This is a genomic window from Geodermatophilus sp. SYSU D00700 (assembly GCF_054050255.1).
The window spans coordinates 17,155-38,909 of record NZ_JBJGZA010000001.1 but is presented as its reverse complement, the minus strand read 5'-3'; the positions used below and the strand labels follow the sequence as shown (position 1 = coordinate 38,909).

General features: G+C 76.0%; 20 protein-coding genes. 7 read left to right on the top strand and 13 right to left on the bottom strand.

Annotated elements, in window-relative coordinates:
• Positions 1–52: 52 nt before the first annotated feature.
• Positions 53–421 (bottom strand): 1,2-phenylacetyl-CoA epoxidase subunit PaaB, encoded by a 369-nt coding sequence (paaB, locus tag ACI79V_RS00155; RefSeq protein WP_456885722.1) that lies wholly within the window; start codon positions 419–421, stop codon positions 53–55.
• On the bottom strand, positions 418–1,383 hold the full coding sequence (paaA, locus tag ACI79V_RS00150; RefSeq protein WP_456885720.1) for a 1,2-phenylacetyl-CoA epoxidase subunit PaaA: 966 nt from the start codon (positions 1,381–1,383) through the stop codon (positions 418–420). The genes paaB and paaA overlap by 4 nt, the downstream gene beginning before the upstream one ends.
• A gap of 222 nt (positions 1,384–1,605) precedes the next feature.
• Between paaA and paaK the strand changes: the two genes are divergently transcribed.
• Genes paaK through paaZ form a run of 3 tightly spaced genes read left to right on the top strand, consistent with a single transcriptional unit; the run spans position 1,606 to position 5,614 of the window.
• Positions 1,606–2,946 carry a phenylacetate--CoA ligase PaaK gene (gene paaK / locus ACI79V_RS00145; RefSeq protein WP_456885718.1) on the top strand — a complete coding sequence of 447 codons (1,341 nt, stop codon included), beginning with the start codon at positions 1,606–1,608 and terminating at the stop codon, positions 2,944–2,946.
• Positions 2,943–3,560 carry a TetR/AcrR family transcriptional regulator gene (locus ACI79V_RS00140; protein ID WP_456876142.1) on the top strand — a complete coding sequence of 206 codons (618 nt, stop codon included), beginning with the start codon at positions 2,943–2,945 and terminating at the stop codon, positions 3,558–3,560. The genes paaK and ACI79V_RS00140 overlap by 4 nt, the downstream gene beginning before the upstream one ends.
• The gene (gene paaZ, locus ACI79V_RS00135; RefSeq protein WP_456885716.1) at positions 3,557–5,614 is read left to right on the top strand and encodes a phenylacetic acid degradation bifunctional protein PaaZ; all 2,058 of its coding nucleotides are present in this window, start codon (positions 3,557–3,559) and stop codon (positions 5,612–5,614) included. The genes ACI79V_RS00140 and paaZ overlap by 4 nt, the downstream gene beginning before the upstream one ends.
• Before the next feature lie 12 nt (positions 5,615–5,626).
• On the opposite strand, the gene ACI79V_RS00130 is transcribed toward paaZ, so the two are convergent.
• Positions 5,627–6,979: a cytochrome P450 gene (locus ACI79V_RS00130; RefSeq protein WP_456885714.1), complete on the bottom strand. Its 1,353-nt coding sequence runs from the start codon at positions 6,977–6,979 to the stop codon at positions 5,627–5,629.
• 134 nt (positions 6,980–7,113) lie between these two features.
• On the opposite strand from ACI79V_RS00130, the gene ACI79V_RS00125 reads away from it, so the two are divergent.
• Positions 7,114–8,643, top strand: a complete 1,530-nt coding sequence (locus tag ACI79V_RS00125; protein WP_456885712.1) for a peptide ligase PGM1-related protein — start codon at positions 7,114–7,116, stop codon at positions 8,641–8,643.
• On the opposite strand, the gene ACI79V_RS00120 is transcribed toward ACI79V_RS00125, so the two are convergent.
• The 7 genes from ACI79V_RS00120 to ACI79V_RS00090 all read right to left on the bottom strand — a co-directional run bounded on the left by ACI79V_RS00120 (position 8,574) and on the right by ACI79V_RS00090 (position 16,039).
• Positions 8,574–9,335: an alpha/beta fold hydrolase gene (locus tag ACI79V_RS00120; protein WP_456885710.1), complete on the bottom strand. Its 762-nt coding sequence runs from the start codon at positions 9,333–9,335 to the stop codon at positions 8,574–8,576. The genes ACI79V_RS00125 and ACI79V_RS00120 overlap by 70 nt on opposite strands.
• 73 nt (positions 9,336–9,408) lie before the next feature.
• Positions 9,409–10,608: a fumarylacetoacetase gene (fahA, locus tag ACI79V_RS00115; RefSeq protein ID WP_456885707.1), complete on the bottom strand. Its 1,200-nt coding sequence runs from the start codon at positions 10,606–10,608 to the stop codon at positions 9,409–9,411.
• Positions 10,605–11,444, bottom strand: a complete 840-nt coding sequence (locus ACI79V_RS00110) for a hypothetical protein (protein ID WP_456885706.1) — start codon at positions 11,442–11,444, stop codon at positions 10,605–10,607. The genes fahA and ACI79V_RS00110 overlap by 4 nt, the downstream gene beginning before the upstream one ends.
• Positions 11,441–12,646, bottom strand: coding sequence for a cupin domain-containing protein (locus ACI79V_RS00105; protein ID WP_456885704.1), 1,206 nt, complete (start codon positions 12,644–12,646; stop codon positions 11,441–11,443). Before ACI79V_RS00105 ends, ACI79V_RS00110 begins: the two co-directional genes overlap by 4 nt.
• A 15-nt stretch (positions 12,647–12,661) precedes the next feature.
• Positions 12,662–14,266, bottom strand: a complete 1,605-nt coding sequence (locus tag ACI79V_RS00100; RefSeq protein WP_456885702.1) for an FAD-dependent monooxygenase — start codon at positions 14,264–14,266, stop codon at positions 12,662–12,664.
• Between the two features lie 5 nt (positions 14,267–14,271).
• Positions 14,272–15,234: an MBL fold metallo-hydrolase gene (locus ACI79V_RS00095; RefSeq protein WP_456885700.1), complete on the bottom strand. Its 963-nt coding sequence runs from the start codon at positions 15,232–15,234 to the stop codon at positions 14,272–14,274.
• 112 nt (positions 15,235–15,346) lie between these two features.
• Positions 15,347–16,039, bottom strand: coding sequence for an IclR family transcriptional regulator (locus ACI79V_RS00090; protein WP_456885698.1), 693 nt, complete (start codon positions 16,037–16,039; stop codon positions 15,347–15,349).
• Between the two features lie 166 nt (positions 16,040–16,205).
• Here ACI79V_RS00090 and ACI79V_RS00085 point away from each other — a divergent pair, with 166 nt between their 5' ends.
• Positions 16,206–17,105: a hypothetical protein gene (locus tag ACI79V_RS00085; protein WP_456885696.1), complete on the top strand. Its 900-nt coding sequence runs from the start codon at positions 16,206–16,208 to the stop codon at positions 17,103–17,105.
• Between the two features lie 42 nt (positions 17,106–17,147).
• Here ACI79V_RS00085 and ACI79V_RS00080 read toward each other — a convergent pair whose 3' ends face one another.
• The 3 genes from ACI79V_RS00080 to ACI79V_RS00070 all read right to left on the bottom strand — a co-directional run bounded on the left by ACI79V_RS00080 (position 17,148) and on the right by ACI79V_RS00070 (position 18,851).
• Positions 17,148–17,567 carry a nuclear transport factor 2 family protein gene (locus tag ACI79V_RS00080; RefSeq protein WP_456885695.1) on the bottom strand — a complete coding sequence of 140 codons (420 nt, stop codon included), beginning with the start codon at positions 17,565–17,567 and terminating at the stop codon, positions 17,148–17,150.
• A gap of 98 nt (positions 17,568–17,665) precedes the next feature.
• Positions 17,666–18,502: a helix-turn-helix domain-containing protein gene (locus ACI79V_RS00075; RefSeq protein WP_456885693.1), complete on the bottom strand. Its 837-nt coding sequence runs from the start codon at positions 18,500–18,502 to the stop codon at positions 17,666–17,668.
• A gap of 67 nt (positions 18,503–18,569) precedes the next feature.
• Entirely contained in the window at positions 18,570–18,851 is a 282-nt protein-coding gene (locus tag ACI79V_RS00070) for a hypothetical protein (RefSeq protein ID WP_456885691.1), read from the bottom strand.
• Between the two features lie 61 nt (positions 18,852–18,912).
• Between ACI79V_RS00070 and ACI79V_RS00065 the strand changes: the two genes are divergently transcribed.
• Complete coding sequence (locus ACI79V_RS00065; RefSeq protein ID WP_456885689.1) at positions 18,913–20,556, top strand: bifunctional 3'-5' exonuclease/DNA polymerase; 1,644 nt, start codon at positions 18,913–18,915, stop codon at positions 20,554–20,556.
• 130 nt (positions 20,557–20,686) lie between these two features.
• The gene (locus tag ACI79V_RS00060; RefSeq protein ID WP_456885687.1) at positions 20,687–21,703 is read left to right on the top strand and encodes a serine hydrolase domain-containing protein; all 1,017 of its coding nucleotides are present in this window, start codon (positions 20,687–20,689) and stop codon (positions 21,701–21,703) included.
• Positions 21,704–21,755: the final 52 nt, after the last annotated feature.

The window sequence follows — 21,755 nt, the reverse complement described above, 5'->3', positions numbered from 1 at the left end:
AGGGCCCCGCCGCCCGAGGTACGAGGGCGGTGGGGGGAGAGGAGGTCCTTGCTCACATGTGGGGGACGTCCTCGGGGATCTCGTAGAACGTCGGGTGCCGGTAGACCTTGTCGCCGCTCGGGGCGAACATCGGGTCCTTCTCGTCGGGGCTCGAGGCGGTGATGTCGGCGGCCTTCACCACCCAGATGCTCACGCCCTCGTTGCGCCGGGTGTAGACGTCGCGGGCGGCGTGCACCGCCATCTCGTCGTCGGGGGCGTGCAGCGAGCCCACGTGCACGTGGTTGAGGCCACGCTTGCCGCGCACGAACACCTCGTACAGCGGCCAGTCCCGCCGCGCGGTGGACGCCTTCGGCTCCACGGGGACCTCGGGCCCGGTGGGGACGGCGCCGTGCCCGCCCTCGGCGGTGACGTCGGTGCTCACGACGCGTGCTTCCCGGCGTACGCGGCGGCGGCCTCGGTGACCCACGCGTTGTCGTCGCGGGCGGCCCGGCGGCGGGCGATGCGGACGGCGTTCATCGGCCCGCTCCCGCTGACCACCCGCTTGAACTCCGCCCAGTCGATCGCGCCGAACCGGTGCCGGCCAGCCGCCTCGTCCCACACCAGGTCCGGGTCGGGCAGCGTCACGCCGAGGAACCGCGCCTGCGGCACGGTCATGTCCACGAAGCGCTGGCGCAGCTCGTCGTTGCTGTGCCGCTTGATGCCCCAGGCCATCGACTGCGCCGAGTTGGGGCTGTCGTCGTCGGGCGGGCCGAACATCATCAGCGAGGGCCACCACCACCGGTCGACGGCGTCCTGCACCATCGCCCGCTGCTCGGGGGTGCCGCGCATCATCGTCATCAGCAGCTCGTAGCCCTGCCGCTGGTGGAACGACTCCTCCTTGCAGACCCGGATCATCGCCCGGGCGTAGGGCCCGTAGGAGGAGCGGCACAGCGGCACCTGGTTGCAGATCGCCGCGCCGTCGACCAGCCAGCCGATGACGCCGACGTCGGCGTAGGTGAGCGTCGGGTAGTTGAAGATCGAGCTGTACTTCTGCTTCTGCTCGATGAGCTTGTCGGTGAGGTCGGCGCGGTCGGCGCCGAGGGTCTCGGCGGCCGAGTACAGGTACATCCCGTGCCCGGCCTCGTCCTGCACCTTGGCCAGCAGGATCGCCTTGCGCCGCAGGCTGGGCGCCGCCAGCAGCCAGTCGCCCTCGGGCTGCATCCCGATGATCTCCGAGTGCGCGTGCTGGGCGATCTGGCGGACCAGCGTCCTGCGGTACCCCTCGGGCATCCAGTCGCGCGGCTCGATCCGGTGCTCGGCGGCGATGGTCGCGTCGAACTGCTGCTGCAGCGCGGCCTCGTCGGGGCGGTCGGCAGCGGGCCGTTCCAGGGTGGGCGCGGACATCTCGCACTCCTCGTGGGCGACGTCGGGGGTCAATTACTGACCGGACGGTCGGTTTCAGTGTGCCCGACGCCGGGAGCAGGCACAAGCGCGGCCGGGGAGGACTTGACAGCGGGCGAGGGAGGGGAGTCCGATACCTGACCATCCGGTCGGTAATGGCGTACCCAGGCGGCCGCCGCCGGCCGTCCGGCGACGACGCCTGCCCACCTCCGGAGGCCTCCCGAGATGACGGTCCTGTCCAGCGAGACCCCACGGCGCCTCGGGGACGCCCCCGACCCCGCGACGCTCGACGCCGCCGAGCGGATGTCGGTCGACGAGCTGCGCGCGCTGCAGCTCGAGCGGCTGCGGTGGTCGCTGCGGCACGCCTACGACAACGTGCCCCACCACCGGACCGCCTTCGACGCCGCGGGCGTGCACCCCGACGACTGCCGCGAGCTCGCCGACCTCGCCCGGTTCCCGACGACGAGCAAGGCCGACCTGCGGGACACCTACCCGTTCGGCATGTTCGCCGTCCCCCAGGAGCAGGTGCGCCGGATCCACGCCTCCTCCGGCACGACCGGCCGCCCGACCGTCGTCGGGTACACCGGGCGCGACATCGACACCTGGGCCACCGTGATGGCCCGCTCCATCCGCGCCGCCGGCGGTCGCCCCGGCGACCGGCTGCACAACGCCTACGGCTACGGCCTGTTCACCGGCGGGCTCGGCGCGCACTACGGCGCCGAGAAGCTCGGCTGCACGGTCATCCCGGTCTCCGGCGGCATGACGCCGCGCCAGGTCCAGCTGATCACCGACTTCGAGCCCCGCGTGATCATGGTGACCCCGAGCTACATGCTCACGCTGCTCGACGAGTTCGAGAAGCAGGGCCTCGACCCCCGGCGGTCCAGCCTCGAGATCGGCGTCTTCGGCGCCGAGCCCTGGACCGAGCAGATGCGCCTGGAGATGGAGGAGCGCGCCGGCATCCAGGCGGTCGACATCTACGGCCTGTCGGAGGTGATGGGCCCCGGCGTCGCGCAGGAGTGCGTGGAGACCAAGGACGGGCTGCACGTCTGGGAGGACCACTTCTACCCGGAGGTCATCGACCCGATCACCGGCGAGGTGCTGCCCGAGGGCGAGGTCGGCGAGCTGGTGTTCACCTCGCTGACCAAGGAGGCCATGCCGGTCGTGCGCTACCGCACCCGCGACCTGACCCGGCTGCTGCCCGGGACGGCCCGGCCGGGCATGCGGCGGATGGAGAAGGTCACCGGCCGCACCGACGACATGATCATCCTGCGCGGGGTGAACCTCTTCCCGACCCAGATCGAGGAGGTCGTGCTGCGCACGCCGGGGCTGGCCCCGCACTTCGCCCTCGAGCTGCTGACCCGCGGCCGGATGGACCACCTCGTCGTCCGGGTCGAGGCGCGTCCCGACTGCCCGCCCGAGCGGCGCGAGGAGGCCGCCCGCGAGGTCGCCACGGGCGTCAAGGACACCGTCGGCACGAGCATCGAGGTGCTCGTCGTCGACCCGGAGACCCTGCCCCGGTCGATGGGCAAGCTGCAGCGGCTGACCGACCGGCGGGAGCGGGCGTGACGGAGCTCCGGGTCCGCCGGGGCCGGCCCGGGCACTCGCTCGACAGCCTGCTCGAGGTCGCCGTCGCCGTCTTCAACGAGCGCGGCTACGACGCCACGAGCATGGAGGAGCTCGCCGCCCGGCTCGGCATCACCAAGTCGGCGATCTACCACCACGTGCCCAGCAAGGTCGAGCTGCTGCGCATGGCGCTCGACCGGGCGCTGGACGCCCTCTTCGCCGTCACGCGGGAACCGGCGGCGGTCACCGGCCGCGCGATCGACCGGCTCGAGCACGTCGTCCGCGGGTCGGTGCGGGTGCTGGCCGCCGAGCTGCCCTTCGTCACCCTGCTGCTGCGGGTGCGCGGCAACTCCCCGGTCGAGGAGGCCGCGCTCGCCCGCCGGCGGGAGTTCGACCGCATCGTCACCGACCTGGTGCGCGCGGCCGAGGAGGAGGGCGACGTGCGCCCCGACGTCGACCCCGCCGTCACCAGCCGGCTGCTGTTCGGCACCGTCAACTCGCTCACCGAGTGGTTCCGCCCCGGCGGCAGCCTGTCGGCCGACGCCCTGGCCGACGCGCTCGTCGCCACCACCTTCGAGGGCCTGCGGGCCCGCTCGACCCCGGGAGACCTGCGATGACCGCCCCCCTGCTCGAGAGCTACGCCGCCGGCCGGTGGTACGCCGCGCCCGACGAGGGCACGCCGCTGCCCGACGCCGTGACCGGCGAGACCGTCGCCCGGATCAGCAGCACCGGCCTCGACGTCGCCGCGATGCTCGACCACGCCCGCACCGTGGGCGGGCCGGCGCTGCGGGAGCTGACCTTCCACCAGCGCGCCGGGCTGCTCAAGCAGCTGGGCCTGCGGCTGATGGCCGACAAGGACGCCTTCTCCGCGCTGTCCCACCGCACCGGCGCCACCGACCGCGACAACGCCGTCGACGTCGACGGCGGCTTCGGCACGCTGCTGTCCTACGCGAGCAAGGGGCGCCGCGAGCTGCCCGACGACACCGTCGTGCTCGACGGCGCGGTCGAGCCCCTGGGCCGGCGGGGCACCTTCGCCGGCCAGCACCTGTACACCCCGCTGCGCGGCGTGGCGGTGCAGGTCAACGCGTTCAACTTCCCGGTGTGGGGCTTCCTGGAGAAGCTCGCGCCGGCGTTCCTCGCGGGCGTCCCGACCATCGTCAAGCCGGCCAGCCAGACGGCGTACCTGACCGAGGCCGTGGTCCGCGCGATCGTCGAGTCCGGGCTCCTGCCCGAGGGGTCGGTGCAGCTGCTGGCCGGCAGCCCCGCCGGGCTCCTCGACGGGCTCGCCGGACAGGACCTCGTCTTCTTCACCGGCTCGGCGGCCACCGCCCGCAAGCTGCGCAGCCATCCCGCGGTCGTGGCCAACTCCGTGCGGTTCAACGCCGAGGCCGACTCGCTCAACTGCTCGGTGCTCGGCCCCGACGCGACGCCGGACACCCCCGAGTTCGGCCTGTTCGTCGACCAGCTGGTCACCGAGATGACGGTCAAGGCCGGCCAGAAGTGCACCGCGATCCGCCGCGCGTTCGTGCCGCGGGAGCTGGTCGGCGACGTGGTGGAGGCCACCCGCGAGCGGCTGGCGCAGGTCGTCGTTGGCGCGCCGGGCGCCGAGGGCGTGACCATGGGCGCGCTGGCCAGCCTCGACCAGCGCGAGGAGGTGCTGCGCGCGGTCAAGGCGCTGCGCGGCGTCGCCGAGCTCGTGGCCGGCGACCCCGAGCACGTCGACGTCGTCGGCGCCGACCGCGACCGCGGCGCGTTCCTGCCGCCGCTGCTGCTGCGCTGCGACGACCTGTCCGCCGCCGAGCCGCACGACGTCGAGGCGTTCGGGCCGGTCAGCACCGTGCTGCCCTACGACTCGGTGACGCAGGCCGTGGAGCTGGCCGCCCGCGGGCAGGGCAGCCTCGTCGGCTCCCTGGTCACCCACGACCCGGCGGTGGCGCGGGAGTTCGTGCTCGGCGCCGCGCACGCCCACGGCCGGATCCTGGTCCTCGACCGCGACGACGCCGGGGAGAACACCGGCCACGGCTCCCCGCTGCCGGTCCTCGTGCACGGCGGTCCGGGCCGCGCCGGCGGCGGCGAGGAGCTCGGCGGCATCCGCGGCGTGCTGCACCACATGCAGCGCACCGCCGTGCAGGGCTCGCCGGACGTGCTGACCGCGGTCGGCGGCCGCTGGGTGACCGGCGCGCGCCGCACCGACGACGGCGTGCACCCGTTCCGCAAGTCGCTGGCCGAGCTGCGCATCGGCGACTCCGTGACCGCCGGCCCGCGCCCGGTGACGCTGGCCGACATCGAGCACTTCGCCGAGTTCACCGGCGACACCTTCTACGCGCACACGGACGAGGAGGCCGCCCGCGCCAACCCGCTCTTCGGCGGCCGGGTCGCGCACGGCTACCTGATCGTGTCCTGGGCGGCGGGGCTGTTCGTCGACCCCGACCCGGGCCCGGTGCTGGCCAACTACGGCGTCGACAACCTGCGGTTCCTCACGCCGGTCAAGCCGGGGGAGGAGCTGACCGTGACGCTCACGGCCAAGCAGATCACCCCGCGCGGCGGCGCCGACCACGGCGAGGTGCGCTGGGACGCCGTCGTCGTCAACGGCGAGGGCGCGCCGGTGGCCACCTACGACGTTCTCACGATGGTCGCGAAGACCTGGCCGCCGGCGGCCGCCGGCAGCTGAGGCGTTCCGGGGTCAGGCGGCTGCCCAGCGGATCGGCAGCCGCTTGACCCCGCGCTGGAAGTTCGACCGCAGCAGCGCCGGGGGCCCGTCGAGCTCCACGGTGCGCGTCCGCCGCAGCAGCTCGGCGAACAGCGCGCGCATCTGCACCCGCGCCAGCTGCGCGCCGAGGCAGAAGTGCGGTCCGTGGCCGAAGGACAGGTGCGGGTTGGGGCTCCGGCGGACGTCGAAGGCGTCGGGGTCGGCGAACACCGCCGGGTCGCGGTTGGCCGAGGTGAACGAGACGACGACCTTGTCGCCGGCCCGCACCCGGACGCCGGCGAGGTCGACGTCGGTGGTGGCGGTGCGGCGGAACACCATGACCGGCGTCCACCAGCGCAGCATCTCCTCGACCGCACCGGGCAGCAGCGACGGGTCCGCGCGCACCGCGGCCAGCTGCGCGGGGTGCTGCAGCAGCGCGATCAGCCCGCCGGGCAGGCCGTTGCGCAGCGTCTCGTTCCCGGCGACGGCGAACAGCCAGAACAGGTTCTCGAACTCCTCGGTGCTCACCTGCCCGCCGTCGTCGTCGACCTGCGCCAGCAGGATCGACATGACGTCGTCGCCCGGCGCCCGCCGCTTCTCCTCGGCCAGCAGCCCGGCGTAGGCGTAGAGGTCGGGCATGCCGGCGCGGGTGCGCGGGTCGGGCATCCGCCCGTCGGCGTCGGGGACCGGCCGCAGGGCGAGCGCCGCGCGGGCCATCGCCGTCCCGCCGGTGCCGTCGAAGGCGGCCGAGGTGGCGTAGTCGGGGTCCTGCCAGCCGATCACCCGGTTGGACCAGTCGAACATCAGCCACCGGTCCTCGGCGGGCACCCCGAGCACGTCGGCGAGGGTGAGCAGCGGGAGGTCGGCGGCGACGTCCTTCGCGAAGTCGCACCGGCCCTCGGGGGCGCCGTCGACCATGCGGTCGACCAGGCCGGCCGCCGCGGCCCCGATCGCCTCGGTGAGCGCGGCGACCGCCCGCGGGGTGAACGACCGGGACAGCAGCCGCCGCAGCCGCGAGTGGTCGGGCGGGTCGGTGTTGAGCATCATCCGGCGCACCCACGCGAGGTCGGCGGCGTCGCGGACCTGGGTGGCGCCCAGCCACGAGGAGAAGGTCGCCGGGTCGCGCAGCACCCGCTCGACGTCGGCGTGCCGCAGCACCAGCCAGAAGCCCGGGCCGGCCGGCTGGCCGTGCAGCGCGGGCTCCTCGACCCACGCCACCGGTGCCTGCCCGCGCAGCCGGCGCAGCAGCGCCAGGGGTGGGCCCTGCTCGTAGGTCACCGGGTCGACGAGGGCCACGGTGTCCCCGGGCGCCGGCCCGCCGGCGGTCACGACGGGTTCGGTGCTCACGACCGGAGTCTCGTGGCGGTGCGGGGACCGGACAAGGGCGGCGGCGGGCCGGCCGGCCGCGACGGGGAGCCTGGTCCGGGTGCCGGCGACGCGGGAGGATGGCGCCCGCGCGGGGGCCGGCAGCGTGGGACGTGGTGGCCGTGCAGGAGTTCGACGAGCTGCAGCGGCGACTGGCGGCGGCATGCGCGCTCAACGCGCCGGGCTCCTCCCGGCCGCACGTGCTGGTGGCGCTGCCCTCGTTCAGCATCGGTGAGTCGCTGCTGTCGCACTACGCCGACCGCATCCCGGCCCTGGAGCACCGGTACCTCGTCGCCGTGCTGGTGCTGCCGCGCGTCCCCGGCTGCGAGCTGGTCTTCGTCGGCAGCGCCGCGCCGCCGGTGGCGCTGCTGGACCACTACCTCGCCCTGATGCCCCCCGCCGCCCGGGCGTCGGCGCGCCGCCGGTTGCAGCTCCTGGTCGTCCCCGACGCCTCGCACCGGTCGGTGGCCCGCAAGCTGCTCGACCGGCCCGACCTGCTCGACGGGCTCCGGCGGCACATCGGGGACCGGCCGGCGTTCGTCGAGCCGTGGAACGTGACCGCCGACGAGGTCGCCGTCGCCCTGCACCTGGGCGTGCCGGTCAACGGCACCGCCCCCGAGCTCTGGCCGCTCGGGTTCAAGAGCGCCGGACGCCGGCTGCTCGCTGGCGCGGGCGTACCGGTGCCGGTGGGCTGCGAGGACGTGCGCACGGTGGAGGACGTGGACCGGGCGATCGAGGAGGTCCTGCGGCAGCGGCCGGACGCCGCGGGGGTGGTGCTGAAGCTCGACGACAGCGGCGCCGGCGACGGCAACGTGGTGCTGCGCTGCGAGGGCCTGCCCGGCACCGGGGGCGGCCTGCGCGACCGCGTCCGCCGGCTGCCGGCCTGGTTCCTCGCGGCGCTGCGCCTCGGCGGCGTCGTCGAGGAGCTGGTCAGCGGGGACGGGCTGGCCAGCCCCAGCGTCACGGGCGACATCTCGCCCGACGGCGGGGTGACCGTGCTGGCCACCCACGAGCAGCTGCTCGGCGGCCCGAGCGGGCAGGTCTACCTCGGGTGCCGCTTCCCGGCCGACCCGGCCTACGCCGCCGACCTCGGCCGGTACGGCCTGGCCGCCGGGCGGGCCCTGGCGCGCCGCGGTGCGCGCGGGCGGTACGGCGTCGACTTCGTCGCCACCCGCGGTCCGGACGGGTGGCGGCTGCAGGCCCTGGAGATCAACCTCCGCAAGGGCGGCACCACCCACCCGTACGCGGTGCTGCGCAACCTCGTCCCCGGCCGCTACGACGTGGCCGAGGCCCGCTGGACCGCCGACGACGGCACCGTCCGGTGCTACGCGGCGACCGACAACCTGGTCGACCCCGACTGGACGGGCCTGCCGCCCGCGCGCGTGGTCGACGCGGTGACCCGAGCCGGGCTGACCTTCGACCGCCGGACCCGGTCCGGCGTGGTCCTGCACATGCTCTCGGGGCTGGCGATCGACGGCCGGTTCGGCCTGACCGCCCTCGCGCCCTCGACCGCGGCGGCGGACGACCTGCTCGAGCGCACCCACGCCGCCGTCGACCGGGCGGCCCGCCGGCTGGTTCAGCCCAGGCCGTCGAGGAACCGTTCGACGCAGGTCAGCAGCGCCACCGGCGTCTCGAACGGCGCGTAGTGGCCGGCGTTGGCCAGCACCTCGAGGGTCGCCTCGGGGTGGTACTGCAGGAAGGTCTGCTCCATCACCGCGGCCGAGAGCGCCGGGTCGTGCTCGCCGACGACGACCAGGACCGGCACCCGCCGGCCGCGCACCTCGTCGGCGAAGTCGGTCCCCGACCACGCGTCGAGGTAGGCCCGGAAGGCGACCGGGTCGGAGGTGTCGAGCGAGGCCTGCACCATGCGGTCGAGCCAGGTGCGGCTGAGCCGGCCGCCGGTCGTGAGGTCGATGATCGCCCGGCGGTTGCCCGGCTCCTCCGCCGCGCCGCTGAACAGCGCCCAGGACTGCTCGTCGAACGGCACGCCCGAGGCCGGGACGGGGCTGACGCCGACCAGGCCCGTCACCCGGTCGCCGGCGTCGAGTGCGACCCGCTCCATCACGCTGCCGCCCATGGAGTGCCCCAGCACGGCGAAGTCGGTCCAGCCCAGCTCGTCGGCCGCGGCCACGGCGTCGCCGGCCATCTCGGCGATCGTGTACTCGCCGGGCTCGCCGCGCCGGGCGCCGTAGCCGCGGAAGTCGGGGAAGGCGAACGTGTAGCGGTCGCCGTCGACCAGGTCGGCGAACGGCCCCCAGCCCGTCGCGGAGCCGAACCAGCCGTGCAGGGCCAGGACGCGTCGGGGGCCGGAACCGATCACCACGGGGTCGATGCTCATGGCCGGAGTCTCAGGTCGGCCCCGGAGCCGGACAAGGCGACGCCCCGGGCGGTGACGCCACGATCCCCCGGGGTCAGGGCGCGGGGGCCGGCTCCACCCGGCCGGTGACCTCGCCGAGCGAGATCCGGCCGCCGCCGGTGCCCGGCGCGGTGGCGGTGAGGGTGACGACGTCGCCGTCCTCGAGGAAGGTCCGGGTGGAGCCGTCGGCGAGGGTCAGCGGCTCCTTCCCGCCCCAGGACAGCTCGATGAACGAGCCGCGCTGGTCCGGCGCCGGGCCGGAGACGGTGCCCGAGGCGAACAGGTCGCCGGTGCGCAGGCACGCGCCGTTGACGGTGGTGTGCGCCAGCTGCTGGGCGGCGGTCCAGTACATGAGGTCGAACGGGGGGCAGGACACGAGCTCCCCGTCGAGGCGTACCTCGATGGCGATGTCGAGGCCCCACGGGTCGGCGCCGGTGTCGTCGAGGTAGGGCAGCAGCGGGACGTCGCGGGGCGGCGGGGTGACGCGGGCGGCATCGAGCGCGGCCAGCGGCACGACCCAGGGGGAGACCGAGGTGAGGAAGCTCTTGCCGAGGAAGGGGCCCAGCGGCACGTACTCCCAGGCCTGGACGTCGCGGGCGGACCAGTCGTTGACCAGGCAGACGCCGAACACGTGCTCGGCGAAGTCCGCGAGCGGCACCGGGGTGCCCAGGTCGGACCCGACGCCGACGACGAAGCCGACCTCGGCCTCGATGTCGAGCCGCTGGGACGGGCCGAAGGTGGGGGCGTCGTCGGCAGGCGCCTTGCGCTGCCCGCTCGGCCGCACCACGGGCGTCCCCGAGACCGCCACCGTGCCGGAGCGGCCGTGGTAGCCGATCGGCAGGTGCTGCCAGTTCGGGGTCAGCGGCGGGGAGTCGGGGCGGAACATCCGGCCGAGGTTCTCCGCGTGGTGCCTCGAGCTGTAGAAGTCGACGTAGTCGGCGACCTCGACCGGCAGGTGCAGGGTCACCGCCGACCGCGGCACCAGGTGCGGCCGCACCCGGTCGCGGTGGCGCTCGTCGGTGACCCACTCGGTGAGCTGCGCCCGCAGGTCGGCCCAGGCCCGCGGTCCGCGCGCCATGAAGGCGTTGAGCGAGCCGGTGCCGTGCCCGTCGTCGCCGGTGACGGCGGCGAGGTCGAGCACGGAGTCGCCGATCGCGACGCCGGTGCGCGGCGCGGTGCCGGGGGTGGAGAAGACGCCGTAGGGGAGGTTGTCGACGCCGAAGCCGGTGCCGGCAGGGAGGTCGAGCCAGCTCATGCAGGGGTCCTGTCGAGGGTCGGGAGCAGGCCCAGGCGCACGAGGTCGTCGACCGGCTCCAGCACGCTGCACGTGCCGGAGGAGGTGAACACGGCGCGGGCGCGGGCGGCGCGGTCGGCCGGCCAGGCCCGCACGGCCGCGGCCACGTCGGCGGCGTCGGTGCGGGCCAGCTCCGCCGCGGCCGCCTCGGGCGGCGCGCCGGAGGCCAGCGCGTCCGCGGCGAGCAGCACGTTCAGGAAGCCGTGGTGGGCGAAGCCGGTGGCCGGGTCGGTGTGCGCCACGGCGGAGTGCAGGCCGGCGGTGCACTTGACCGCGATGCCCCGGGCGACGCAGGCGGCCAGCGTCCCGGCCAGCTCGCCCGCGGACGGGAACAGGTCGGCCCGCAGTCCGCCGGTGCGCAGCTTGGCCCGGTACCGGGTGCCGGCGAGCACGTCGAGCACGGCGTCGCGGGCACCGGTGCGCGGTACCTCGACCGCGGCGGGCACCCCGGGCGGCAGGACGCCGTCGAGCACCCGCACCGCCTCGGCCGCGGCCCCGGCGTCGGCCACGACGGGCACCTCGACGGCCGCCGCCCGCAGCCGCGGGTCGGCGCCGGCCCGGGCCGCGGCCGCGGGCAGGTCGCCGGCCGCGGCGATGAGGGACACGCCGAACCCCTCGCCGTCGTCGAGGTGCGCGGCCAGCTCGCCGAGCCGGGCGGCGGGGACGACGAAGGGCCCGACCAGGTCGCCCAGCCGCGCCCGCAGCTCCCGGTGGGCGGGGACGGCGTCGGCCATCGGGGCGTCGCCGGGCGGGAACAGCGCGGCGTCGTCGAACAGCCCGGCGAACAGCGCCGTCATGCCGAGGGACCCCGGCCCGACCAGGTCCAGGCGTACTTCCCGTCATCGGCGGCCAGGCCGGCCTCGCCGAGGTCGAGCGGGCGGAAGGTGTCGACCATGACGGCGGTCTCGTCGAAGTACTCCACGCCCAGCGACCGCTCGACGGCGCCCGGCTGCGGGCCGTGGCTGTGCCCGCCGGGGTGCACCGAGATCGACCCCTTGCCGATGCCCGAGCCCTTGCGGGCCTCGTAGTCGCCGTCGACGTAGAACATGATCTCGTCGGAGTCGACGTTGGAGTGGTAGTAGGGCACCGGCACCGCGAGCGGGTGGTAGTCGACCTTCCGCGGCACGAAGTTGCAGATGACGAAGTTGCCGCCCTCGAACACCTGGTGCACCGGCGGCGGCTGGTGCACGCGGCCGGTGATCGGCTCGAAGTCGGCGATGTTGAAGGCGTAGGGGTAGAGGTGCCCGTCCCAGCCGACGACGTCGAAGGGGTGCTCCGGGACGACGTGGACCGTGCCGGCCAGCCCGCCGGGGCCGGGACCGCGGTGCTTGACGTGGACCTCGACGTCGGTGCCCTCGGCGAGCAGTGGCTCGGCCGGGCCGCGCAGGTCGCGCTCGCAGTACGGGGCGTGCTCGAGGAACTGCCCGTACCGCGACAGGTAGCGCCTGGGCGGGGCGATGTGGCTGTTGGCCTCGATCGCGTAGGTGCGCAGCGGCTCGCTGCCGGTGGGGATCCAGCGGTGGGTGGTGGTGCGCGGGATGACCACGTAGTCGCCCTGGCCGACCTCCAGCGCGCCGAAGGTCGTCTCGACGGTGGCGGCGCCGCGCTCGACGTAGACGCACTCGTCGCCGGTGGCGTTGCGGTAGTACGGGCTGGTCAGCGACGAGACGGCGTAGGAGATGCGGACGTCGGCGTTGCCCAGCACCAGCCGCCGCCCGGTGACCGGGTCGGTGGCCTTGTGCTCCTCGCCGGGGAACAGGTCGTGCAGCCTCAGGTGCCGCGGCACCAGCGGCGCGTTCGGCGTGAGCGTCTGGTCGGGCAGCTCCCAGGGGCGGGCGTCGACGATCGCCGACGGCACGCCGCGGTGGTAGAGCAGCGAGGAGTCCGAGGAGAAGCCCTCCTCGCCGACCAGCTCCTCGGAGTAGAGGCCGCCGTCGGGACGGCGGAACTGGGTGTGCCGCTTGGGCGGGACCTCGCCCACCTGCCGGTAGAACGCCATCGGGTGCCTCCCTGTTCAGGCCGGGACGGTAGCGGGGAGCGGACGGGCGAGCGCGCGGGCCACCGCGGGGGCGACGTCGGCGGCGCGGGTCAGCACGGCGGCGACGTGCGCGTCCGGGCGCAGCACCCAGGCCTCCCCGGGCCGGGCGCCCAGAGCCTCGCCGAGCAGACCGGCGGTGTCCAGGTCGCCCATCCGGTGGACGGCCACCGGCAGGCCGCCGAGGTCGGGCAGCTCGGGGGCCGGCGCGTCGTCGCCGAGCAGGACGGTGACGCCCTCGCGGGCCAGCTGCCGCAACCGGACGACGTCGGGCCGGCCGGGCACGGTCACCGGCCAGTCGGGGACGAGGACGCCGGGGGCCGGCACCGGGACGTCGCCGCGGGCCGGCCGGCCGGGGAACGGCCGCGCCGGGTCGGGGGTGGTGAGCGGGGAGTCGACGTACCAGAACGGTTCGGCGAGCCGGCCGGAGTCGACCTGGGCGCGGGCCGCGGGGTCACCGGCGGCCCGCTCGAGGACGTCGAGCCGGTGGCGGGCCTCCTCGGCGGTGCGTGGGACGAGGAAGCGCATGGTCGCGGTGGTGACGTCGATGTTCTCCTGCGCCGCCGCGTGCCGTTCGGCGTGGTAGCTCTCCAGCAGCTCCTCGGGCGCCCAGCCGCGGCGGACGAAGGCGACCTTCCAGGCGGCGTTCTCGGCGTCGAGGACGCCGGAGTTCAGCCCGCGGGCGCCGAACGGGCTGACCAGGTGCGCGGCGTCGCCGGCGACCAGCACCCGGCCGACCCGCATCCGGTCGACCAGCCGCGAGTGGAAGCGGTAGACCGACTTCCACACGACCTCGTAGGGCCGGTCGCCGACGACCTGGCGGATGCGCCGGTCCAGCCCGCCGGAGGCCTCCTCGGCGGCCAGGTCGAAGTCCGGCGGCACCTGCCAGTCGATGCGGAAGGTGGAGTCCGGGCACGGGTGGATCAGCACCTGCCGGCCGGGGTTCCACGCCGGGTCGAAGTAGAACCGGCGCTCGGTCTGCCACCCGGGCAGGTCGGTGCGGATGTCGCAGATGAGGAAGGAGTCGTCGAAGGACTCGCCGGGGAAGGTCAGCCCGAGCATCGAGCGGATCGCGTCGCTGCGCGGGCCGGGGCAGGCGACGGCGTGCGAGCCGGCCAGCCGCACCTCGCCGCCGGGGGTCTCACAGGTGACGGTGACGCCGGCGTCGTCCTGCTCGATGCCGGTGACCCGGTGCCCCCAGCGGACGTCGACCAGCGGCGAGGCGGCGATCCGCTCGTCGAGCAGCGCCTCGGTCTCGCACTGGGAGACGTTGACGAACGGCGGGAACGGCGAGCGGCCGCGGTCGGCGAAGGTGAAGCCGAACAGCTCGGCGTCGCGGTGGAAGGTCCGCGCGGTGGTCCAGGTGACCCCGCGGCGGGCGACCGCGGCGCCGACGCCGACGGAGTCCCACACGTCGAGGACGTCGCGCTGCTGGCAGATCGCCTTGGAGCCGACCGGGTCGCGTTCGGCGCGGGCGTCGAGGACGACGACCGGCAGGCCCCACCGGGCCAGCAGCAGGGCGGCGGTCTGCCCGACCGGGCCCGCACCCAGGACCAGCACCGGCACGTCCGGCGGGGTGGTCATCGCCGTCAGCCCTGCAGCTGGTCCCAGACGGCGCGGTCGCGCTCGGCGGTCCAGACGACGGGGCGCTCGATGCCCGAGAACTCGTCCCACAGCCGGGAGACGTCGAAGGGCAGGCAGTGCTCGAAGATCGGCCACCGCCCGTACGCCGGGGCCAACGCGGCGTGGGTGGCCTCGAAGGCCTGCTGGAGGGTGCCGCCGGCGCGGTGCACGTCGCCGACGGTGCGCTGCATGGTGAGCAGGAAGTCGCGGGTCTGCTCGATCGCGGCGCCGACCTCCTCACGGCCCCGGGCGATCCGCCCGCGCCCGCCGACCAGCTGCTGCGCCCCGAGGGCCGCGACCCGGTCGAGGGTGCCGGCGGCCCAGTCGAAGTGGAACGCGTCGCCGGTGTAGAGCGCGGCCTGGGACTCCACGAGGTCGCCGGCGAAGAGGACCTCCTGCTTCGGCAGCCAGGCCACGATGTCGCCCTCGGTGTGGCCGCGGCCGAGGAACTCGAGCACCAGCTCGCCGCGGTCGCCGCCGAGCTCGATGGTCAGCCGGTCGCGGAAGGTCATCGTGGGCCAGGTCAGGCCGGGGATGGACTCGGGCTCCTCGAACAGCCGCGGCATCCGGCCGTACTCGCTCTCCCAGTCCTGCTGCCCGCGTTCGGCGATCAGGTGCCTGGTCTGCTCGGAGCTGACGACCACCTGCGCGTCGAACGCGCTGGCGCCCAGCACCCGGACGGCGTGGTAGTGGCTGAGCACCAGGTAGCGGACCGGCTTGTCGGTGTGCTCGCGGAGCCTGGCCAGCCAGCGGCGGGCGGCGACCGGGGTGGCCAGGGCCTCGAAGCAGACGAGGAAGTCCTCGCCCTCGATCGCCCCGACGTTCGGGTCGCCCTCGGCGGTGAGCGCGTAGACGCCGTCGGCGAGCACCTCGAGGGTCTGCTCCTTGACGCCGAGGTCCGCGGAGGAGGCGAAGGGCTTGGCGGCCATGGGATCTCCCGGCTGTTCGATAAACGGACGAACCGTTCACGTTGTGGTCCGACCGTAGATCGCCGCGGTCGCCGGCACAAGGACGGGCGGCGACTCGGCACAGGGCAGAGGCTCAGCGCAGCGCGGCAGCGACCTCGGCGGCGGCGGCGGCCACGCGGCGGCCCACCCGGTCGACGTCGGCGCCGTCGTCGACGTAGACGACGGCGATCGCGGCGCGCGCCCCGCCGTCGGGGCCGAGGACCGGTGCTGCGACCGACCGGAGGCCCGGGACGACCTCGCCGTGCGAGGCGGCCCAGCCCACGCGCCGCGCCTCGACGAGCGCGGCGCGGTCGTCCGGCGCGGGCGGCTGCGGCACGAGCAGCGCCAGCCCGGGGGCGCCGCGGCCGACGGGGTGCCGGGTGCCGGGCCGGTAGGCCACGTGGGCGGCGGTGTCGTGCGGCTCCACGCTGACCACGGTCACCGCCTCGTCGCCGGCGCGGACGACGAGGAACGCCGTCATGCCCAGTTCGGCGGCCAGCGCGTCGAGCCGGGGGAGCGCCGCGGTCTGCAGGTCGGCGCGCACCCCGCGGGCGAGTGCGGCCATGCCGAGGCCGAGGCGGTAGTGGCCCGCGGCGTCGCGCTCGACGAGCTGGTGGTCCTCCAGCGTGCGCAGCAGGCGGTAGGCGATGGAACGGTGCAGCCCGACGGCCGCGGCGACCTCGGCGACCGGCCGGGGCGAGCCCGCGGTCGCCAGGTGCTCGAGGATGCGCAGCCCGCGGTCGAGCGTCTGGGACTGGGGCGCGCTCGCGCCGTCGTCGGCCGCCATCCCCGGGTGCCTCCTCGGTCGGGTCCGGTCCAGCCTACGGTCGCCGCCCCGGCCGGCCGTGTCGTCGGCCACGTCCGCGAGGCGGGCGCAACTCCGGTGACAGGGCCCCGCCGCGGTGCTGCAATGGGCCGCGCACGGGGGAGGCAACCGAGTACGGAGGTCCCCGGTGGACCCTGCCACCACGGCCGTGCGCCCCGCGGCCGACCGTCGTCGCGAGCTCCTGCCGGCCATGCGCGGGTTGCTGCTCGTCTTCAGCGTGCTCACCGCGCTCGGCTTCGGCGCGCTGTTCGTCCTGTCGAGCCGCACCGCCGAGAGCTTCGCGTGGACCATCCAGCCGCCGGCGACCGCCGCCTTCCTCGGCGCGGGCTACGCCGCCGGCTTCACCCTCGTCGTCCTGTCGCTGCGCGACCCGGTCTGGGCGCACACGCGGGTGCCGGTGCTCACCGTGCTGGTGTTCACCCTGCTCACGCTGGTCGCCACGCTGGTGCACGCCGACCGCATGCACTTCGCGGCCGAGTTCGCCGACGCCCCGGCCCTGGCGCGCGGCGCGGCCTGGTTCTGGACCGCCGTCTACGTGCTCATCCCGGTGGGCATCCTCGTCGTCCTGGCCTTCCAGGAGCGGGCGCCGGGCACCGACCCGCCCCGGCGGTTCCCGGTCCCGGTGGTGCTGCGGGCGGCGCTGGCCGTCGAGTCGGTGGTGCTCCTGGCCGTCGGCGCCGCGATCTCGGTGTCGCCGACGACCTCGGAGACGCTGTGGCCCTGGACGCTGACCCCGCTCACCGCGCGGGTGGTGGGTGCCTGGCTGATCGCGTTCGGCATCGCCACGGCGCTGGCCGCGCTGGCCGGCGACCTGGAGCGGCTGCGCACCGCGACGATCGCCTACACCCTCTTCGGCGCCCTCGAGCTGCTCGTGGTGCTGCTGCACCGGGAGCACGTGGCCTGGGACCGCCCGGCCGCCTGGCTCTACGTCGCCTTCGCCGTCGCGATCGTGCTCACCGGGGCGGCCGGCTGGCGCCTGGCCCCGGTACCGGAGCGCGCGGCGCACGCCGCCCGCCACCGGTCCTGAGCCGGGCACGTCCCCGCGGGGGACGTGCCCGGCACCCGCCGGTCAGGACGCCGGCCGCTCGAGCGCCGCGAGCATGGCCGGGGTGTCGACGTAGGCCTCGAACCGCCGCACCCGCCCGTCGGCGACGGTCCACAGGTGCACCTCGGGGACGTCGAAGGCGGCGCCGGTCGCCCGCACCGTGCCGCGGGTGCGGCCGACCTGCACCACCCGGCCCGCGCCGTCGGCGAACAGCCGCTCGGTCACCGGGGTGGAGTCCAGGTGCGCGGTGAGCGTGCCGAGGAAGGTCGCCAGTCCCTCGGGACCGGTGTGCGTGCCGCCCCAGGGCAGCGCGGGTGACTGGGTGATGACGCCGTCGGCGGCGAACAGCGCGGCGATGCGGGCGAGGTCGCGGCGCGCGAACGCGGCGTACACCTCCGCCACGACGTCGGTGTCGGCCTGCGGGTCGGTGGTCGTGGTCTGCACGGCGGGTCTCCGTCCTCTCGGGTGTCGGTGCAGCGAGCCTGGCCGGGCGCGCCGGCCGTGCGCGTGGACGTCCCTGCCGTCCGGTCGTCGGTTCCTGCTCAGCGGCCGCGGGCCGCGGCCCGCAGCGCACCGGGGGCGGCGCCGAGCTCCCGGCGGGTGTGCCGGGTGAGGTGGCTCTGGTCGGCGAACCCGCAGCGGACGGCGACCTGGGCGAGCGGGAGGTCGGAGCGGGTGAGCAGCTCGCGGGCGCGCTCGACGCGGCGCCGCACCACGTACCGGTGCGGGCTGGTGCCGGTGGCCGCGCGGAACTGCCGGCTGAAGTGGAACTCGCTCACCTGCGCGCGGGCGGCGAGGTCGGCGACGCCGATCGGCCCGGCCAGGTGCTCCTCGACGTGCCGCAGCACGCGGTCGAGCTGGGCCGGCGACAGCCCGCCGGGGCGCGGGGCGGCCGGGGGCGCGGTGGTGTGGTCGCGGGCCAGCGCCGCGACCAGCGCCTGCGCCAACGTCCCCAGGGCCAGCCGGCCGACGTCGGTGCGGTCGTCGAGGCCGGCCGACAGCAGTCCCGCGAGGGCGGCGACGGCCGGCGACCGGGCGCCGACCACCGGCAGCAGCTCGGCGGCCCGCCGCACCCCGCCCTCGGCGAGCACCTCGCCCAGCAGCTCCGGCGTCACCGCGACGACGAGCGCGGCGACCTGCTGCGGCGTCCCGTCCCGGCTGCGGACGGCGAACGGCGCGCCCGCGGGGACCACCGCGACGTCGCCGGGCAGGCCGGGCGTGCGGTGCTCGGTCCCGGCGAGGGTCTCCAGCAGCCGGTAGGGGCGGCCGACGTTGACCAGCACCCGGTGCTCGGGAGCCGGCGGGCGGGCGCGCTCGCCGACCGGCCCGCGCACCGACGACACGGTCAGGCCGGGGCGCAGCTGCAGCGGTGCGGTCACCGGGACCTCCTCGCGGCGGGGGTGCCGCCGATCGTGGCCGCTCCGGTCCGCGACGTCGACGGGTCCGTCAGCGGGGTCCCGGCACGGCGGGGGAGGAGCGCAGCGCCACGGGCCGGCCGGACCGCTCGGCACACTCGAGCGTGCCGGCCAGCAGCTCCCGGCCCGAGGGCGACAGCGCGGTGACCGAGCGGGCGTCGACGACGTCGACCCGCACCGGCTCGCGGCCATAGCAGCGCCAGAACGCCTCCACCGCCGCCGCGTCGACCTCCCCGGCCAGGACCAGCACCCGCCCGCCGGAGGTGTTCAGCAGGCGCACCACGCCCCGGCGGGTGACGGCGGAGACGGGCACGCCGCCAGTCTGCGCGCCCGGTGTCCCGGGCGCTGTCGCACCGGTCGGCGAGACTGCGCGGGTGGACCGGGTGCTGCTGCGCCGCGACGGCGCGGCGGTGACGGCCACCGCGTGCGCCGAGGACGGCACGCCCGGCGCGGTCACCGTCCTGTCCGCCGGCGAGCTGCCGGGCTGGGTCGCCGCGCGGGAGCGGGCGGCCCCGGTGCGCTGGGTGTGGGACGACACCACCCGCTGGTACCCGGCGCTGCTCGACGCCGGCGTGCGGGTGGAGCGGTGCACCGACCTGCGGCTGTGTGCCGCCGTCCTGCGCGGGTCGCCCTTCGCCGCTCCCGGCCCGGCGGAGGACCCGGGCTGGGCGGCGCTGGAACCGGTGACCGCGGACGACCCGGCGCTGTTCTGCCTCGCCGACCCCGCCGACCGGCTCGACCCGGTCGCCGAGCACCGGCGCCAGCAGGCCGCCGTCGCCGCGTCGGCGCACCGGGGCCGGCTCGGGCTGCTGCTGGCCGCGGAGTCCTCCGGGGCGCTGGCGGCCGCGGAGATGACCTGGGCCGGGCTGCCCTGGCGCGCCGACGAACACGGCCGGCTGCTCACCGCGCTGCTCGGCGACCGGCCACCGCCCGGGATGCGCCCGCCGGTGCTGGAGCGGCTGGCCGGCGAGGTGCGCGCGGTCCTGCGCGCGCCCGACCTCAACCCCGACTCGCCCGCCGCGCTGCTGCGCGCGCTGCAGACCGCCGGGCTGCCGGTCGAGGACACCCGGTCGTGGACGCTGGAGCGGTTCGAGCACCCGGTGGTGCCGCCGCTGCTGGAGTACAGGCGGCTGGCCCGGCTGCTGGCGGCCAACGGCTGGAGCTGGCTGGACGCCTGGGTGCGCGAGGGCCGGTTCCGCCCGGTGTTCCTCCCCGGCGGCGTGGTCACCGGGCGCTGGGCCTCCTCCGGCGGCGGCGCGCTGTCGGTGCCCGTGCAGGTGCGGCCGGCGGCGGTCGCCGACGAGGGGTGGCGGCTGGTCGTCGCCGACGTCGCCCAGCTCGAGCCGCGGGTGCTCGCCGGCATGAGCCGCGACGGCGCGCTGGCCGAGGCGGCGCGGGCGGCCGACCTCTACGCCGGGATGGTCGCCGCCGGGGTGGTGGGCACGCGGGCGGAGGCGAAGGTCGGCGTGCTGGGCGCGCTCTACGGCGGCACCCGAGGCGAGAGCGGGCGGGTGATGCCGCGCCTGGCCCGCCGCTACCCGCGGGCCATCGGCCTGGTCGAGGACGCCGCGCGGGCCGGCGAGCGGGGCGCGGTGGTGCACACCCTGCTCGGCCGCGGCTCCCCGGCCCCCGGCGGCGCGTGGGCGCAGCGGGACGCCGACCTCGGCGAGGCACCCGAGCCCGGCGGCCGCGACACCGACCGCGCCCGCCGCTCGTGGGGCCGGTTCACCCGCAACTTCGTCGTCCAGGGCACCGGCGCGGAGTGGGCGCTGTGCTGGCTCGCCGACCTGCGCAACCGGCTGTGGTCGCTGGGCGAGGGCCGGCTCGACCGGCGCCCGCACCTGGTGTTCTTCCTCCACGACGAGGTCGTCGTCCACACCCCGGCGCACCTGGCCGACGCGGTCACCGAGCAGGTGCGGGCGGCGGCGGGCACGGCCGGGCGGCTGCTGTTCGGCGACTTCCCGGTCGACTTCCCCCTCGACGTCGCCGTCGTCCGGTCCTGGGCCGACGCCGGATGACCTCCCCGCGGCCGGTGCGGGGGCCCACCGTCGTCCCGTGCTCCGCCGAGCCGCCCTGGCGGCCGCGGTCGCGGTCCTCGGGGCGTGAACCTCGTCCACCGGGACCTCCGGGGAGGAGGCCGCGGCGACGGTGGCGTCCGGCCTGGAGCAGCGGATCGCCCGCAGCGAGGCGCTCGTCGACGAGGTGCTGGCCGACGACGAGCCCGGGTGCTCCCTGGCGGTCGGCGTCGACGGAGAGGTGGTGTGGGCGGCCGCCCGGGGCGTCGCCGACGTGCGCACGGGGCGCCCGCTCACCCCGGAGACCAGGTTCGACGTCGCGTCGGTGAGCAAGCAGTTCACCGCCACGGCCGTGCTCCTGCTCGCGCAGGACGGCGTCCTGACCCTCGGCGACCCGGTGTCCCGGTGGCTGCCGGGCCTGCCCGCCTGGGCGCAGGAGGTGACGCTCGACCAGCTCGTGCACCACACCAGCGGCATCCCCGACCACGTCGCCGACCTCGAGGCCGCCGGGTCCGCGGCCACCGACGTGACCACGCAGGAGCAGGCGGTGCAGGCGATCGCCGCTCATCCGGAGCTGCCGGAGGCGGAGGGCTTCGCCTACTCGAACTCGAACTACGTGCTGCTGGCCGAGGTCGTGCGGGCGGCGACCGGGCAGCCGCTCGGGGACTTCCTCCGCATCCGGGTCTTCGAGCCCCTCGGCCTCGCCATGGAGCTCGATCCCACGGTCGCCGATCCCGACTCGCCCGACGACTCCTCCGCGCGCGGCCACCTCAGGGACTCGGCCACGGCACCGTGGCGGGTCGCCGGCTCGCGGTTCGAGGCCCTCGGCCCCGGGTCGGTCGTGACGACGCCGTCAGAGCTGGTGCGCTGGACCGACGAGTACCGCGCGCCCCGGCTCGGGGGCGAGGCGCTGCTCGCCGCCCGGCTGGCCGACCCGGCGCCGGTCAACGGCACCGTCGACTACGGCGCGGGCATCGGGCTCGCCCGGGGCGGCGCGCTCGAGCACGCTGGCGACTGGGCCGGCTCCCTCAGCATCATGCGGGTCTCGGCCGACCGGCACACGGCGGTGGCGGCCAGTTGCAACGGCGACGAGCCGGGCGTGGCCGACATCGAGCGCATCTGGCGGGTCCTGCCCGGCGTGTGGTCCTGAACCCGATCCGTCGAGGGGGATGCGGACGGACCCGGTCCGGTGGATGCTGTGA

Coding starts and splice junctions, on each gene's coding strand:
- paaA (WP_456885720.1), bottom strand. CDS start 1,383: ATGTCCGCGCCCACCCTGGAACGGCCCGCTGCCGACCGCCCCGACGAG.
- paaK (WP_456885718.1), top strand. CDS start 1,606: ATGACGGTCCTGTCCAGCGAGACCCCACGGCGCCTCGGGGACGCCCCC.
- paaZ (WP_456885716.1), top strand. CDS start 3,557: ATGACCGCCCCCCTGCTCGAGAGCTACGCCGCCGGCCGGTGGTACGCC.
- ACI79V_RS00120 (WP_456885710.1), bottom strand. CDS start 9,335: ATGAGCATCGACCCCGTGGTGATCGGTTCCGGCCCCCGACGCGTCCTG.
- fahA (WP_456885707.1), bottom strand. CDS start 10,608: ATGAGCTGGCTCGACCTCCCTGCCGGCACCGGCTTCGGCGTCGACAAC.
- ACI79V_RS00110 (WP_456885706.1), bottom strand. CDS start 11,444: ATGACGGCGCTGTTCGCCGGGCTGTTCGACGACGCCGCGCTGTTCCCG.
- ACI79V_RS00105 (WP_456885704.1), bottom strand. CDS start 12,646: ATGGCGTTCTACCGGCAGGTGGGCGAGGTCCCGCCCAAGCGGCACACC.
- ACI79V_RS00100 (WP_456885702.1), bottom strand. CDS start 14,266: ATGACCACCCCGCCGGACGTGCCGGTGCTGGTCCTGGGTGCGGGCCCG.
- ACI79V_RS00095 (WP_456885700.1), bottom strand. CDS start 15,234: ATGGCCGCCAAGCCCTTCGCCTCCTCCGCGGACCTCGGCGTCAAGGAG.
- ACI79V_RS00090 (WP_456885698.1), bottom strand. CDS start 16,039: ATGGCGGCCGACGACGGCGCGAGCGCGCCCCAGTCCCAGACGCTCGAC.